This window comes from Shewanella atlantica (genome assembly GCF_003966265.1).
Classification (GTDB): domain Bacteria; phylum Pseudomonadota; class Gammaproteobacteria; order Enterobacterales; family Shewanellaceae; genus Shewanella; species Shewanella atlantica.
Genome location: NZ_RXNV01000006.1, coordinates 187764 through 202729, shown reverse-complemented (window position 1 = coordinate 202729; position 14966 = coordinate 187764). Strand labels below are relative to the sequence as shown.

Here is a 14966-nt window from a genome sequence, read left to right as displayed (position 1 = left end):
AGGCCTGATGGTCTGGCTTCTCTTTCTTACTGCTCGCTATCTTTACCTCCAATATTTCATCTGTAACTATCACTTTCAATAAGTTAGCCTCCATTCCGTTCGAGATTTAATCGAAATATACTTGGGTTAATAGCAAAAATCGGATATTGTATTGCAACATAAATACAATATTTCACAGGGAGCCTTCGATGAGGCAGGTCGTGAAGTTAAGATTGTTATTCTTGAGTGTGGCTATTCTTTGTTACGCTTCAGGTTTTCAATTTTTACCCGAGACACTTGAGGTCTCTAATGGGCAACTGCTAACAACTGCGTTTGCGGCCCTCTATTTTGTGTTTCTTCCTCTGCTCTACTGGTTATGCATTATCAAGTTGGGTAAGCAGAAGTTATGGAAGTTGCTGTTGATCGTCAGCCTTAGTTGCTTGATGGCGCGATTGAGTTTTCCTGTTGAAATTGCTAGTCATTTAGAATTTATTATCTGGTTAAGGTTCCCCATTATCGCCGTGCTGTTGGGAATAGAGCTTTTCTTGATGGTGAGTATAGTCAAAGCCCTATGGCAAGCTCGCAACCTATCGGGCGATCCCAGAGTGAGCATACTGGAGCAATTCGGACAAGAGGATGAGCGTAAGCGCTCGCTGGCTTTAGCGCTAGCCATGGAGCCTGCAAGTTGGTTTTATGCCATTCCCCGATTCTCCCGCAAACATCTTCCCTCAGTTACACATATCAACTTGCTATCAGCCTCTCGTTGGCATTGGCTGTTGCTTGCCTGTGCAACTGTTCTGCTGGCTGGTGCGAGTTATGTAGTCATTCAGCCCTGGAGTGAGTTAACGGCGATTATCGTCTCGAGCTTTATCATGTATGGCTTAATACTCATTACCGCAAATTATAGAGTTTCCAGACACTTTTCTGTTTATCGACATGGCGACCAGTTGATTATCAATAATAGTGTGTGGGGGTTTAGCGTTGTCAAATTCGAACATATTCAACGGGTTATGGTCGGTCCGCCGCCATGTGAAAATCGCACCGGAGTCATTAATTTTGGACAGGGGGAGAGCAGTAATATCATAATCAAGTTCAAGAACCCTCAGACCTATTTTGGCGGTTTAGGCTGGCTTCCCGAAGAGGTAAAAGCCATTGCCATGAACGTCGATAAGCCGAAAGCGTTAGCGGATCTTATTTTTGATATCTTAGATGAGAGAGAGCTTGAGGTTCGCAGAGCTGAGTTAACCCCATCGAGGCAAGAGAGTGTTTCGCAGGAGGTATTCGAGGGGGACGCAGATATACCGGCAGAGTTGACCTCCTGAAGGATGGCTGCGAGTCATGAGCTACTAGTCACTAGTCACTAGTCACGAGTCACGAGTATCGAGTTTCCAGGCTCTCACAGGTAATAAGTACCGATGAAGTATTGGTTTTCAACTCAGTAACCAAACACGAGTATCGTAAAAATTGAAAACAAAAAAGCACTTCATTTGAAGTGCTTTTTAAGTTTTGGTTCGTTGATTCAAGTAAATCAGAAATTAACTAAAAGCTGGAAAGCTTCAAACTAACCAAACAGAAATGAACAACCTAAGCTTTCACTAGCTTAGCCAGATCTGCTGGTCGGTAGTAAACCGATTTCAATACTTTACCCTGGCGTACGACTTTACCCGCCATGTCTACATCTTTAGCGCACTTAGCGATGATGAAGTCACCTTTCTGACTGCCGACAATCTCGACGCCTTGCTTGGCGTAGAACTCGATAGTTTCAGTTAATTCCTGCTCGTTACGACACACCTTACTCATGTTGCTCGAGTGAACTTCATCCCAGCAGGTCACGAAATCGATTTCGCGGTTCTTGGCGACATGTAACAGCAGGTCGATTACGTAGCTGATCTCGATGCGATCGCTTAGCTGAGTAGCACCCAGATGAACTAAGCGGCCCATAAGGACATAAACAGAGTCAACGATGGCATCTGCCTGCTCGATGCGGCTATCGGCTTCGGCAAGTTCAGTCAGCTCTTCTATAGCCAATGAAGTGTGCAGAGTGTCAGCCTTGTCATCCAATGTGGTTTCATCTTCGCTTGGCAGATCGAAGGTTGAGCGGAACTGGAGGATATCACGGTAAAGGTGATCGTAAAGTGGCTGAGAGAGTGCAGTGAGTTTCATTGAATATGCCTTGAAGCCTGAGCTTTGGTATCTGTTAATTTGAGTGGCGCAATTTTAATTTACTGGGGGGATAAAGGAAAGGGGGAATCGAGTGGCCGGCTTTGCATCCATATCCGCCTCATATGCTTGTTATTAGAAGTAAGTAAAACTCTATTTGCAAATTGGTTGGCAAAAATAATCAATTCTTTTCTTCTGCTCTGTTTGGTTATCTTATCCTGTTTAGCTGCATAACTAGTTGGGATTTGACTTTTATGGTGCATTTTTAGTCTTGCATGGCTTAAAGGCGGGAGCAGGCTGTAAATCAGCTAATGTAACGAATATGGACGTTAATGTTAATTTTGTGTAACCATGGTTAGCCTTAGCCTGAGAGCTGCCACCGCAAGAGTGGGTCTTACGGCAAGTCAATTACGCTCCAAAGCGAGATAAAAACAATAATAAGGAACACGTGATGACCTCAACCAATGAGCCCCGGCAATCGCCGTCTGATGCACCGACTGATACACCTCAACATAAACCCGCTAGTCTGCTCGATGCGTTAACTCCCATTATTGCTTTGGTCGCTATGCTAACGACGGCCGTGTATCTCTTCTCGTCGGATAGCTCCTCGGGAGCAAACCAAATAGCCCTTATTATGGCAGCCTGTATCGCCTTGGTGATTGGCGCTAAAAATGGTTATAGCTGGAAAGAGATGGAGGCGGGGATAGTACACAGCGTCTCTATGGCGACGGGTGCATTACTGATTTTATTCTCGGTGGGTTCCTTAATTGGTACCTGGATCTTAGCTGGTACGGTGCCGACGATGATCTTCTATGGTATGAAGGTACTTAATCCCGAATACTTCTATGCCGCATCCTGTTTACTTTGCGCCGTGGTGGCTATCAGTATCGGTAGTTCATGGACCGTGGCGGGCACCTTAGGTATAGCCTTGATTGGTATCGCCGGAGCCATGGGGCTAAGTGTCGAGATCACCGCCGGTGCCATTATAAGTGGTGCTTACTTTGGCGATAAGATGTCACCCATGTCAGACACCACTAACCTGGCGCCTGCCGTGGCGGGTACGGATCTGTTCAGTCATATCAGACATATGGTGTGGACGACGACGCCGAGCATTATCATCGCCTTGATAGGCTTCGTTATCTTAGGCTTTAGCACCCAGAGCGCTGGAGGCAGTAGCGATCTTGAAGCGACCCTGAATATCCTACAATCTCAATATGAACCTGGCGTGCACCTGCTCTTGCCTCTGTTGGTGGTTTTAGGACTGGCTTATAAGAAAGTGCCTGCATTTCCCACGGTGATCTTGGGTACCTTTGCCGGAGCCGCCTGTGCAGCCGCTTTTCAGTTTGACAATATTATTGCTTTTGTCGGCGATGACAGTTTAGTGCCGGCAATTGCATTGGTAAAAGGGATCTGGATTGCAATGTTCGACGGCTATACGGCCAATACTGGCGATACTGTGCTTGATAGTCTACTCAGCCGGGGTGGCATGAGCAGCATGGTTAATACAGTTTGGTTAATCCTCTGTGCCATGGCCTTTGGCGGGGTCATGGAGCGCACCGGACTGCTGAAACGTATTTTGCAGAGTATCTTGGGGGTGGTGACCTCGAGCAGTAGCTTAATCATCACGACTCTGGCCAGCTGTATCGGGGCTAACTTGATCACCGGTGATCAGTTTATCGCTATCTTACTGCCGGGTCGCATGCTCAAGGTGGAGTACACCAAACGAGGCTTAGCGCCCGTTAATTTGAGCCGTGCTCTGGAAGATTCGGCGACGATCACCAGTCCTCTGGTTCCCTGGAATACCTGTGGTGCCTATATGGCCAGCACCTTAGGGGTCGCGACAATTGCTTATCTGCCTTATGCCTTCTTTAACCTTGTCTGTCCGTTGATCAGTGCCAGTTACGCTTACTTCAACTTCAAGATAGAGAAGTTAGAGGAGGGGAGTGAAGCGCAAGAGGTGATTGCGTAAGAGAAGATTCCTGGAACCTAGGGATCTAGGTTCCAGAAACTTGTTAAATTATAGCCGGCTTACATCAACCTTTAGCGTATCTAGATGGGCGTTAAGAGTGGGAGTCACCCCGTTATCGATACGGCCGCCAAGATGCTCACCGAAGAACTGCTCCATGGCCACTATGTAAGCTAATTTATTATCCCGCTTACGGAAGCCATGGCCCTCATCTTTTGCCAGGATGTATTCAACCGGCAGACTGCGGTTATACATCACCCGGGCGATATTATCGGATTCAATTTGAGTCACCCTGGGGTCATTTGCTCCCTGAACTAACATCAAGGGGGCCTTGATGTTATCGACGAAATTGATAGGAGAGCGAGCCTTCATATCTACTCTGTCCGTGTCGATCTCTGGATCGCCTACCGCACTGTAAAACTGACCCAGGTAGGGACGGAAATGTGGCGGAAATGATTCCAGTAATGTAATGAGACTCGAGGGGCCGACATAGGAGATCACTGCCTGGTACAGATCGGGAGTGAAGGTCGCACCGGCAAGAGCTGCATAGCCACCATAAGATGCGCCCATGATCCCTAAACGCTGTTTATCGGCGATGCCTTCCTTGATGAGATAATGCGCCCCATCGGTCAGATCGTCCTGCATGCTGCCTGTGCCCCAGTTTTTGTTACCTGAATTCAGGAAGCGCTTACCAAAACCCGTCGAAGCTCGAAAATTAGGTTGTAATACTGCATAGCCGCGGTTTGCCAGTAGCTGTGCAATTGGGTTGAAATAGCCGGAACTCAAGGTCCAGTAGTCTCGAGACCAGGGGCCACCATGGGGCAGTACGATAGTGGGTAAATTTTTGCTCTGACCCTTAGGTAGAGTCAGGTAGGCCTGTATATTCACATCATCGCGAGCCTGGTAGGTGATGGATTGACGTTTTGATAGCAGCTCAGGGCTAATCGATGCTTCTTGCTCAAGCAAAAGGCTCACGAGTCCAGTATTGGCATCAAAGCGATAGTCGCTTCCCATATCGACATCACTGGCGATATGTAGCTGCCACAGACCGGTTTTCTCGTTTCTATCTGTGATGGTTATCTCCACATCTTGAGTGAAGTGGTCGTTAATTTTTTGCCAGTTGCCAGCAAAGGTATCATCCAGCGGGTAAGTGCGTAAACGACCGCCATAATAGGAGACGGCAAGTGGTGCGCCTTCATCGTTAAAGAGCACATCATAAACATCAGATTCATCCAGCGGATCTTGATGTAGAGTGACGATTTTACCTGTGGTCATATTGAGCCGTAACAGTTGTAGCTTGTCTCGTCCTTGGATGTTGGCACGAAGATAGGCCAAGTTGGTATCTTCATCGAAGCTGAGAATATCTATGTCTTCACCAAATTGGGTCTTGATCAGACTCGTCCATTTCCCAGCAATTTTGGCGTAGAGATCGGAAGTATTGTCGGGGTTACTGCTGGTGCCGAGTACAGGAATGCCTAGTTGGTTTGTCTCTATGGAAGAGAAGCCGTAGGTGTTAAAAAAAATATTGGTTATTTTTGCGGAATCGATATTCAGACGAAAGAGATCCATCTGCTGAGGATTATCTTGATTCGACATGACAACCAAAGTGTTGGGCTTATCTTTGGGTTGTTTGAGCAGGTCATATCTGATGTCTGCATTACTGGTGAGCGCAGTGATGTTCGGGACAGGTTTAATCTGGCTCGTATCCAGAGAGAGTTTATAGATCTGGGTATTTTCATTACCACCGGTATCTTTAAGGAAGAAGATCTCACTGGCATCGCTTGACCAACGAAAGCTGTCGATCGGCTCTTTCGAGTGAGTTATCGGATATGCTTCTTCCAGACTGGAACCTGCTGCCATCAGGTAGATATTTCTGGCTCCCTGATACTCTTTGAAAAAGGCTAACCATTTTCCGTCACTGGAGCTCTTGAGTCCACTGATCCCTTGCTCGTTGAAAAAGGCTTCAACAGGTAGCAGTTGAACTTGCTGACTTTGATCTTGGGTAGTGGCTCGATCTGACAAGTTTGTTGGTGAAGGGGTCTGCGAGCAGCCTGTTATAAATAAGCTAGCGGCGAGCGCTGTCGAGAGTACGCTAGGTAAAATCTTATGTGTCTTCATCGTTCATTCCTTTAAATAACAGCTCAGATGCCTATTTGTCTTATCAACAAATCAGTTATCCATGAATTGCTAATTAAACTAATACATAAAATAATTATTGTAAAACGATAATTAAATATTAATTTACAACCAAATGTTTCTGTCTGGTATAATCGGTGTAATTCACGGGTGAGGAAAACAGAAACAATGAATGCCAATATGCAGAAGCTAATGAAGGTCAGCGGTTTTTTTAGATTGCTGGTTTTGATTGCGACAGCAATCATGATGGTTTATCTGGGATACAGTTTCTTCGTCAATGGCGATATTCGCTTTGGGGCCAGTCACCTGTTTCATGAACTCTGGCAGGATGACCGAGCGAGCAGAGGTATACTCTTAGGGCTCCAGTCTCCGCTGTTTATCATACTATTGGTTGGGGTTTATTGGTTACAGAAGTTGCTCAGCCATTATCAACAGGGACAATTTTTCGGCCATGAGGCGATGCGCTGTTATCTGTGGTTGGTATGGTTAAAGGTATTCGACTTCGGGACGGAGATCATCCAGCATCTGGGAACGGGCTACTACCATAAACAATTCTTTGAACATACCAGCATACAATTGACGATAGATTTTGGTGATGTCACTACAATTTTATTAATGCTGTTAATTGTTTACCTGCTTAAAGCGGCGAGAGAGCTCGAAGCCGAGAACAGAGAGTTTATCTAGGTCGTGGAAATTTAAATCATGGAAATTATCGTAAATTTAGATGTCATGATGGCGGTTCGTAAAGTCAGCTCGAAAGAGTTGGCCAAGGCGATAGGGATCACCGAAGCTAATCTCTCCTTGCTTAAACGCGGCAAGGTAAAGGGGGTGCGTTTTGAAACTCTGGCGAGTATTTGTGACTATCTGGAGTGTCAGCCCGGAGATATTCTGGAGTATCGAAAAGCATCTGAGTAAGCAGAAGTCCGGGTTCTGTCTTAATATCTGAAAAAAATCCGTCCGGTAAAAAATAGGGGAAACAAGCCGGACGGGAGCAATGAAATTTTTATAAGCCTTAAAGGGTTAGTTATCTCTTTTCGTTATCTCAGTTCCTGTCACGTTTTAGCGTTTAGCGTATTTGGCGACAAGCTTTTCCAGATAAGGTTGTACATCTTCATCCCCCCAATCCAGATATCCCCGCAGAAAACCGATGAGATTCCCCGAACCATCGAACACATAGGTCGCGGGGACAACGTCTGCCGGCATGACCTGATCGATATCCTTATTGGGATCCAGCCAGGTCTTATAATGGGCCAGTCCATGACGGGCCAGAAAAGGTTTCACTTTATCTGTCTCCTCATCGATGGAGATCGGCAGTACGACCAGATCCTTGTCGATGTTGGTTTGACGGATATTCTCCATCTGCGGGATCTCTTTGATGCAGGGGGCACACCAGGTTGCCCACAGGTTAACCATCACCACCTTACCCTTATATTGTTTGAGATTGACCTCACCACCTTCGGTATCGATAAAGGTGACGTCGGGTACTTCTCTGGCCGATTGCATCTCAATAAAACGAGACATGATCATTGGCTTAATGATGGGCTCCCCGGTGTTGTAGACTTTATTAGACTTAGCAACGGCTGGGATGAATACAGAGGTGAAAGCCAATAAGCAGGTTAGTATAAGTGTCTTATTCATAGGAGTTACCATTAGTTCTTTGATGTTTGTGTTGCTCACGGATAAGCACCGCGGCGGTGGCGATAATTGCCAGCAGAAGAAAGAGTGGGCCAAACCAGAGAATGGCCGTTGCCGCGGAGAAACTGGGCTGATACTTAATTTTTTCACCGTAGCGTTGAACCAGAAATTCGATAATGGCCTGTTTAGACTCGCCTTGATCCAACATGAGGAAAATCTGAGCCTTTAGTTCATTGGCAATGGGGGCTTGTGAATCAAACAGGTTTTGATTTATCGACATGGGGCAGCGCAGTTCATGGGAAATTTCAAAGCCGAGATCCCGGATCTGATCTTGGGTATAGCTGTTCTTCCCAGGTGCAGAGGCCATTACGCTCGCACTCAGGCTTATCATAAGTATCAAAATAAGAGCCCGCATCACGCTACTCCTCCCATGGTGGCGGCAAGGAGGCTGCTGTTTGAAGAGTCCCTTTTCTGTTCCCGCAGGCGATATAGGCCGGTAAGAGCCGCTATGGTTCCACCCAACATCATCAAGAGTCCACCTAACCAGATCCAGCAGGCAAGGGGTTTATAGCTAATGCGAATGAGATATTCGGTATCACTGAGTTGTAGACCGCTGGAGACATAAAGATCCCTGAAGATATTACGCATAATGCCAGCCTTGGACACTTCCATGGCATTGGTCTTGAAAGTCTGGCGTTGAGGTGTGATGTAGCCGATAAAAATATCATCGGCATCTGTCACGCGGATATTAGCCTGAATAGCGGTATAGCTCTTAGCATCGACCTTGACCGTATCTTCATACACGAAGGTATAGCCGGCAACTACCTTGCCTTGCGCCGGCCCCATTCTCAGCAGTTCCTGCTGTTCAAAATTTGAAACCGATGTGGCACCTATTATGCTGATGGCAACCCCCAGGTGAGCGATAATCATCGCAGATTTTCGAGCTAAGCTCTCTATTCCCTGATGGCGTAAACGAAATAGCAGATAGCTTAAGCAGAGAAGCAACCATGTGGCCGATGTTGTCCCGAGAAATAGCCAGATATTAAAGCCTGAGCCTGTCAGCATACTCAGGGCTTCGGCGATGGCGAGGGATATGATAAAGAGAATGGTTAAGGGTCTCAGCGCCGAGAACTTCTCCCTTCGCCATGAGATAAGAGGAGCCACGCCCATCAATAGCACTGCGATGAAAGTGAGCGGGATGAAGATACTGTTAAAGTAGGGGGCGCCAACGGACAGGGTGCCAATATCGAGCAGCTCAAACAGCAGTGGATAGAAGGTGCCGAGTAACACGGATATGGCCGCGACCACTAAGACAATATTTCCCAGTAATATAACGCTATCTCTCGATACCAGAGTAAAATTCAACTCAGATTTAATCTGATTAGCCTTTAGGGCGAAAAGGGTTAAGGCGCCACATACAAATACGCCGAGCAGAAACAGAATCGACATCCCTCTGGTGGGATCGGATGCGAAAGCGTGCACCGACTGCACGATGCCCGAACGTACAAGGAAAGTACCCAATAGACTCAGTGAAAAGGCCAACAGACACAGGAGCAGGGTGGTCACCTTAAAGCTGTCGCGTCTGTGACTCAATACCACAGAGTGTAGTAATGCTGTTGCGACCAGCCATGGAATGAAAGAGGCGTTTTCTACCGGATCCCAGAACCACCATCCTCCCCAGCCAAGTTCGTTATACGCCCACCATGAACCGAAGGCGTTGCCACCCGTTAGAAATACCCATGCCAGCAGGGCCCAGGGACGCAGGTAGCTTGCGTGTGTGCGGGTCAGCTTACCACCTAGCAGACCCGCAATAGCTGCGGCGAAGGTAACCGTGAGGCCGACATAGCCAAGAAACAGGAGCGGTGGGTGAAAGATTAATCCTATGTCTTGCAGTATGGGATTAAGATCCCGACCCTCTATCGGAAAGTTTGGCAGTAACCTGGCAAAGGGGTTCGAAGTGAACAGCATAAACAGGTTAAAGCCGGCGATCACAGCGGCTAATATTGCGATCAACCTGCCGATAAATAAGCGGTCTCGATATTTGGAGGAGAAGACGATGATGCAACCCCAAATGGCAATAGCGACAACCCAAAACAGCATAGAGCCTTCATGGCTGCCCCAGACTGCTGCGACTTTATAGAGTAGGGCCAGTTGTGTGTTGGAATGGTTGGCAACATAGGCGACGGAGAAGTCATCGGTAATAAACGAGATGAGCAGACAAAGAATAGAAGCCGTAATGGTAAATGTCATTAATCCAGTTAATGTTTTTACATAGCTAAAAAGGTAATGGTTTTTAGTATGTAAGGCAACGAGTGGAATAACTGCAAGCAGCAGAGATGATACTGTACTGATAATAAGAAGTATAAGTCCGAGTTCTGGGATCATCTTAATTAACTCTCTATTCCAGATAGACTTTTTGTGTAGAATCTATCCTGTTTGTAAAAGTGCTTTAATATTAATCTTAATAGATGTGGTTAAAGTTAATTGTCTAGTAATTTTAACTCCAACAGTTACCGCTTAAAACATGACTAAATCATAAAGTGTATTCATAGATAAAGCTGTTTGGTTAAATCGCGTTTAGGGTAGGTTATATTGATCATAGATTATGTGACCTTGTAAGCCTTTATTGAACTCAGTCGTTAACCTCATATCTTTTCACATGTCAGCAGGCCTTTTTTAGATCCTTTTAGATCTAAATGCCGGTCTCAATAACTGAAAAACAGTACTTGCAGTTGCTTGTAACTCGTTGTTTTTGCTCTGTTTTTATAAGTTTTTTACTGTCTGTTTTTTGCCGTGTCTCATTTCTTGCTGTCATCCATATTTTTTGTCAAATAAATATGGAAAATGGCCTCAACTCAATTGTTTTAGTTGTTCGGCTAAACAAGTGAGCTGCTTAGTTGAATGATAACAAAACGATGAAAACTAGGAGAGATGATGAAAAACTGGAAACTAAAAACAGCCGCAGGTTTGCTGTTTTGTTTCACCGCAGCAGCGAATGTCAATGCCGCTGGTGGTAAATATAATAGCGTTCCTGAAATGGGCGAGTCAGCAAAGGCAGCAATTGCTAATTACCAAGGAACAGAAGAAACTAAAGGTGTTAAGTCACTTCACGATTATGTTGTTCAAGAAAGTGAGTTGTTTGACTTTCTATTTCAGAATCACCCGATGTTTAAATATCACGAAGAGGGCAACCTCATTGGTGAATATCATATTAGTGATCGTGGTGAAGAGTATTTCGATACGGGTAATTCACCAAAATATAGTGAACGTGTCGGTCGCCCTAGTGCGGTTCAATATCGTCTGGGGGCAAAATCGACACTTGATTTCCCAAACAATTTTGTTGGCCCGGAGAAGTGTGGTGAGTGTCACGCGGTTCAGTATGAGAAGTGGCAGCGTTCTCGCCATGCTAACGTGGTTCGTTTCCCAAGTGAAATTACCGACAAAGAAGTACCAAATGGTGATCTAAGCGCGCGCCTTTATGGTAGTGAAGCGGGGATGCTTCCAGATGGAATTCAGCCAGATGATGTCTATGCGATTATTGGTACCCCTCGTACTAAATATGGCCTACTAGATAGCTACTTAGTGCGTGGTACTTATCATATCCGTGATGGTCTGCTCTCTGAAGGTACAGGTAAGATGGTTGCAGGTGCTAACCAGTTCTCACGTGGCTGGGCCGAGTGGTTAACTCCAGAGATGGCTAAGAAGATCAACAAGGTTATCCCTGAGTTCCCAACAACGATTGAAGATTTTGGTGCTTCAGGTTCTCACCAGTGGGGCATGAGCTCTTACGGTGCTAAGTACGAGAAAGAGATGTTGTTCCAACCTGGTAGCTCATATTGTGAAATGTGCCATACCTACAAGTTCGACTTTCAATCTAAGCAAGAGTTTTTCGATGCTCTTGGTGATAGCAAGAAGCTACAAGAGCACACAATCTCTAAAGGTATCTCTTGTGAAGAGTGTCATGGCGCGGGTGGTCACCTGGACGGCGGTACCGGCGGTATGCAGTCTAACTGTGAACGTTGTCATCAGCGCTTCAACTTCGTCGATGAGTTGGCGGATACAGAGAAGGGACAAGAGAAGATGGAGTACGCCTTTGGCGTGAAGATGAAGTCTGCTTGTCCATCTTGTGGTACCGAAGGTTCACAGATGTTTGCTTCTGCTCACTACGAGAAAGGTATGCGTTGTACGACTTGTCATGATCCACATGAAGTGACAGATGGTGACTTCTTATCTGGTTTCACTAAGCCTAAGTTGAAGAAAGATTGTGTTGATTGTCACGAGGCGCAAGCGACTATCGTCGACAATACCGATACTCATAGCAACCAAACCTGTCAGAGTTGTCACATGCCTGCAATGGGTAGCTGTGAAAACTTCACTGCGGTTCAGTTCCCGGATATGGCTGGTTTCGACGCTGTTCGTAAATCGCATATGTGGAAAATTGATATTCATCCAAAACGCAAGACACTAAATCCACCTGAAGGTAAGCCACGTGACTCGGCTGTTAAGGGTTGGACTGTAGCCAAGAACGAAGAAGATCATAACTACCTGGATCTTATGTGGTCATGTGCTCGTACTTCAGTCTCTGATCATGACAATGTTGAGAACAAGGGGTGTCACAGCCCATTCCAGTCTGAGCTTGAAACTGGCATGCATTATAACGATCAGATGGAGATCTACGGTGAAGTGATGAAGTGGCAGACACCGGTTAAAGAGGTGTATGCAGAGGTTGAGCAGGCGCTTGTTCGTATCGACCAGCTTCTTGAGGTTACTAAGCTTCCAACTGAAGAGAAGACCCAAGTGTTGATGTTAGCTGAGAAGGCGCAAGAGACAGTCGATCTAATTAAGAAAGATGGTTCTTGGGGAGTACACGGCTTCCGTTACAGCCAGAAGCGTCTCGATGCTGCACTGACTTACGTTACACAGGCTCAGAAAATTTTGGACGGTATTGGCTACTCAGCCAAAGCTAACTACTAACTGAGTTGTTACAAGCTTCGATCATTTTTATGAGTAGAAGTGATCGAAGCAAATATGAGAATCATTATGAATAAAGTACTTGGAATAATTTTTTTAACTTTCTTTTCAACTGCACTATCTTCGAATGTTTTTGCTGGTGGAGGTTCGGAAATGGCTCCGGCTAAACATCATGAGTTCCAATTAAATACCATCACCATGATGGAAGCTGAGACATTAGTTGGAAAGAAGGGAGTTTACTTTTTTGATGTTAATACATTAGAGCTGTGGGCAGAGGGATATATTCCGGGTGCTATCTATTTTAATGTCCGAGACTGGAAAAAGTTACTGCCAAAAAATAAAGATACAGAGATGATTTTTTATTGTGCGAACCGTCTATGCAATGCAAGTGAAATAGCAGCGAGAGCTGTAATGAAGCTAGGTTATACCGGTGTTAGACAGATGCCTGACGGTATTTATGGCTGGAGATTGTCAAACCGACAAACAGAAAGGCCATAAATCAGATGTTGTTTCACCGAGTCCAGTTAAATATTAATTATATAGAGTGATTTATGAAAATGTTTAAAAAAAGTATCCTTGCAATTTCTTGTTTGCCAGTATTTTTATCTGTGCCATGCATGGCCGAGGCAGAGTTGCTGGCCGACAGTAATAAAGAGTCATATAGTATCGGCGCATCTTTTGGTAATTATATTTCCAGCCAATTATATAGTCAGACACAGCTCGGCGCTGAGGTCGATGTTGATATCGTCGTAGAGGGGCTGCTTGATGCATTGAAAGGCAAGTCAAAATTATCTAATGAAGATATTGTCTCTTACCTCAATATTCGATCCGAGCAGTTAAATACGGCTAAGGAAGAGAGAGATAAAGATCTTGCACTTAAAAACTTAGTTGCCGGTGAGAAGTTTTTGGCCGAAAACAAAAAAAGTGCAGATGTGAGAACTACTGACTCCGGTCTACAGTATGAAATCATTAATCTGGGCAGTGGTGCAAAGCCACAAGCTAATGATGTCGTTACTGTTCACTATAAAGGTTACCTCATTGATGGAACTGAGTTTGACAACTCATACACACGTGATGAAGCGAATCGGTTTTCACTGGTAACTGTGATTGAAGGTTGGCAAGAGGGGCTGCAGTTGATGAAGGAGGGGGCTAAGTATAAGTTCAATATCCCTTCTGACCTTGCCTACGGGGAGCGCCAAGTTGGCATGATATCTCCCAACTCTGCGTTAGTTTTTGAAGTTGAGCTCATCAAGGTTGAAGCACCCGGTGAAAACTCTCATGGCATGGGCCTCAGTGGTATGGGCATGGGTGGCATGATGGGTGCTAATCCACATAAATAAGCACCACTATCGCAGTTAAAGAGAGTCGCCATTATGAATATATTACTAATTAGTATTGTTATTGTTTGTATATTATTGTTAATGACATTTTTTGGTCATCACACTTTATATAGAATTAAATATACGCCATTTTTTGGTAGTTATGATGAGTTTGACTCTAATCGAACTAAGTATAATGGCTCCAGTTTTGCATTTGTACTGTTGTTAAATGCTACTGTTCTTATCAGTGTTGTTACTATCTATTCATATTTAGGTCGTTACAACGAAATTGATTTAGCCAGAGCCGATACTAATGTCGATTATTTACTCGCTGCGGAAATAAACAGAGCAAGAAAACAGGCCGATGAGCATCCGAACGATAAATTTGTGCTCATGGGCTTGGCTAAAGTATCAATGGATGGAGGCCTATACCTTGAGGCTATTGAGGCTTTAGATGAGTTGTTGAACTATATGGGTGATGATGCCGAGGTTATCGGGTTAAAAGCGACAGCACTTTATTATATGAACCATCGTTCTATGACTAGTGAAGTTAAACTGCTGACTAAAAGTGCGCTAGCTTTATATCAGTATGATTTCAACACTAGAGTGTTATTAGCTAATGATGCCTATATAGATCAAGACTATCAAATTGCCATAGAACACTGGCAAATTTTATTAAAAAATACTAAGCAGTCATTTAATAGAAATGCAATTGAGTTTGCGATTGATAATGCAAAGAAAAAGTTAATCGCTAGAAAATGATTTGAATTAATAAAAAATATAGTTCGTCTAATGGCGAA

13 protein-coding genes are annotated in these 14966 nt (G+C 44.9%); 8 read left to right on the top strand and 5 right to left on the bottom strand.

Going from position 1 to position 14966, the window contains the following annotated elements; all coding sequences use genetic code 11:
* Positions 1-188: 188 nt before the first annotated feature.
* Entirely contained in the window at positions 189-1301 is a 1113-nt protein-coding gene (locus EKG39_RS14745; RefSeq protein WP_126506511.1) for a hypothetical protein, read from the top strand.
* A gap of 262 nt (positions 1302-1563) precedes the next feature.
* On the opposite strand, the gene EKG39_RS14740 is transcribed toward EKG39_RS14745, so the two are convergent.
* A complete protein-coding gene (locus EKG39_RS14740; protein ID WP_126506510.1) occupies positions 1564-2142 on the bottom strand; it encodes a nucleoside triphosphate pyrophosphohydrolase family protein in 579 nt (192 codons plus the stop codon).
* Between the two features lie 448 nt (positions 2143-2590).
* Here EKG39_RS14740 and nhaC point away from each other — a divergent pair, with 448 nt between their 5' ends.
* Positions 2591-4108: a Na+/H+ antiporter NhaC gene (nhaC, locus tag EKG39_RS14735; RefSeq protein WP_185817616.1), complete on the top strand. Its 1518-nt coding sequence runs from the start codon at positions 2591-2593 to the stop codon at positions 4106-4108.
* Between the two features lie 48 nt (positions 4109-4156).
* On the opposite strand, the gene EKG39_RS14730 is transcribed toward nhaC, so the two are convergent.
* A complete protein-coding gene (locus EKG39_RS14730) occupies positions 4157-6223 on the bottom strand; it encodes a S9 family peptidase (RefSeq protein WP_126506509.1) in 2067 nt (688 codons plus the stop codon).
* Positions 6224-6409: 186 nt separating this feature from the next.
* Between EKG39_RS14730 and EKG39_RS14725 the strand changes: the two genes are divergently transcribed.
* Both EKG39_RS14725 and EKG39_RS14720 read left to right on the top strand, forming a co-directional pair.
* Positions 6410-6925: a DUF2975 domain-containing protein gene (locus tag EKG39_RS14725; protein WP_126506508.1), complete on the top strand. Its 516-nt coding sequence runs from the start codon at positions 6410-6412 to the stop codon at positions 6923-6925.
* 18 nt (positions 6926-6943) lie between these two features.
* Positions 6944-7156 (top strand): helix-turn-helix domain-containing protein, encoded by a 213-nt coding sequence (locus tag EKG39_RS14720; protein WP_126506507.1) that lies wholly within the window; start codon positions 6944-6946, stop codon positions 7154-7156.
* A 144-nt stretch (positions 7157-7300) separates the two neighbouring features.
* Here the strand turns inward: EKG39_RS14720 and EKG39_RS14715 are convergent, their stop codons facing one another.
* The 3 genes from EKG39_RS14715 to EKG39_RS14705 are packed head-to-tail and all read right to left on the bottom strand — an operon-like array spanning position 7301 to position 10261.
* Complete coding sequence (locus EKG39_RS14715) at positions 7301-7879, bottom strand: TlpA family protein disulfide reductase (RefSeq protein WP_126506506.1); 579 nt, start codon at positions 7877-7879, stop codon at positions 7301-7303.
* On the bottom strand, positions 7872-8243 hold the full coding sequence (locus tag EKG39_RS14710) for a cytochrome c-type biogenesis protein (protein ID WP_246028507.1): 372 nt from the start codon (positions 8241-8243) through the stop codon (positions 7872-7874). The genes EKG39_RS14715 and EKG39_RS14710 overlap by 8 nt, the downstream gene beginning before the upstream one ends.
* 47 nt (positions 8244-8290) lie before the next feature.
* Positions 8291-10261 (bottom strand): heme lyase CcmF/NrfE family subunit, encoded by a 1971-nt coding sequence (locus EKG39_RS14705; protein ID WP_126506504.1) that lies wholly within the window; start codon positions 10259-10261, stop codon positions 8291-8293.
* 549 nt (positions 10262-10810) lie between these two features.
* On the opposite strand from EKG39_RS14705, the gene EKG39_RS14700 reads away from it, so the two are divergent.
* From EKG39_RS14700 to EKG39_RS14685, 4 genes are all read left to right on the top strand, one after another.
* On the top strand, positions 10811-12850 hold the full coding sequence (locus EKG39_RS14700) for a cytochrome c3 family protein (RefSeq protein ID WP_126506503.1): 2040 nt from the start codon (positions 10811-10813) through the stop codon (positions 12848-12850).
* Between the two features lie 66 nt (positions 12851-12916).
* Entirely contained in the window at positions 12917-13345 is a 429-nt protein-coding gene (locus tag EKG39_RS14695) for a rhodanese-like domain-containing protein (protein WP_126506502.1), read from the top strand.
* Between the two features lie 53 nt (positions 13346-13398).
* Positions 13399-14187, top strand: coding sequence for an FKBP-type peptidyl-prolyl cis-trans isomerase (locus tag EKG39_RS14690; protein ID WP_126506501.1), 789 nt, complete (start codon positions 13399-13401; stop codon positions 14185-14187).
* Between the two features lie 33 nt (positions 14188-14220).
* On the top strand, positions 14221-14928 hold the full coding sequence (locus EKG39_RS14685) for a tetratricopeptide repeat protein (RefSeq protein ID WP_126506500.1): 708 nt from the start codon (positions 14221-14223) through the stop codon (positions 14926-14928).
* The last annotated feature ends 38 nt before the right edge of the window (positions 14929-14966 follow it).

Coding starts and splice junctions, on each gene's coding strand:
- EKG39_RS14690 (WP_126506501.1), top strand. CDS start 13,399: ATGAAAATGTTTAAAAAAAGTATCCTTGCAATTTCTTGTTTGCCAGTA.
- nhaC (WP_185817616.1), top strand. CDS start 2,591: ATGACCTCAACCAATGAGCCCCGGCAATCGCCGTCTGATGCACCGACT.
- EKG39_RS14710 (WP_246028507.1), bottom strand. CDS start 8,243: ATGGCCTCTGCACCTGGGAAGAACAGCTATACCCAAGATCAGATCCGG.
- EKG39_RS14745 (WP_126506511.1), top strand. CDS start 189: ATGAGGCAGGTCGTGAAGTTAAGATTGTTATTCTTGAGTGTGGCTATT.
- EKG39_RS14720 (WP_126506507.1), top strand. CDS start 6,944: ATGGAAATTATCGTAAATTTAGATGTCATGATGGCGGTTCGTAAAGTC.
- EKG39_RS14740 (WP_126506510.1), bottom strand. CDS start 2,142: ATGAAACTCACTGCACTCTCTCAGCCACTTTACGATCACCTTTACCGT.
- EKG39_RS14715 (WP_126506506.1), bottom strand. CDS start 7,879: ATGAATAAGACACTTATACTAACCTGCTTATTGGCTTTCACCTCTGTA.
- EKG39_RS14695 (WP_126506502.1), top strand. CDS start 12,917: ATGAATAAAGTACTTGGAATAATTTTTTTAACTTTCTTTTCAACTGCA.
- EKG39_RS14685 (WP_126506500.1), top strand. CDS start 14,221: ATGAATATATTACTAATTAGTATTGTTATTGTTTGTATATTATTGTTA.
- EKG39_RS14700 (WP_126506503.1), top strand. CDS start 10,811: ATGAAAAACTGGAAACTAAAAACAGCCGCAGGTTTGCTGTTTTGTTTC.
- EKG39_RS14725 (WP_126506508.1), top strand. CDS start 6,410: ATGAATGCCAATATGCAGAAGCTAATGAAGGTCAGCGGTTTTTTTAGA.
- EKG39_RS14730 (WP_126506509.1), bottom strand. CDS start 6,223: ATGAAGACACATAAGATTTTACCTAGCGTACTCTCGACAGCGCTCGCC.
- EKG39_RS14705 (WP_126506504.1), bottom strand. CDS start 10,261: ATGATCCCAGAACTCGGACTTATACTTCTTATTATCAGTACAGTATCA.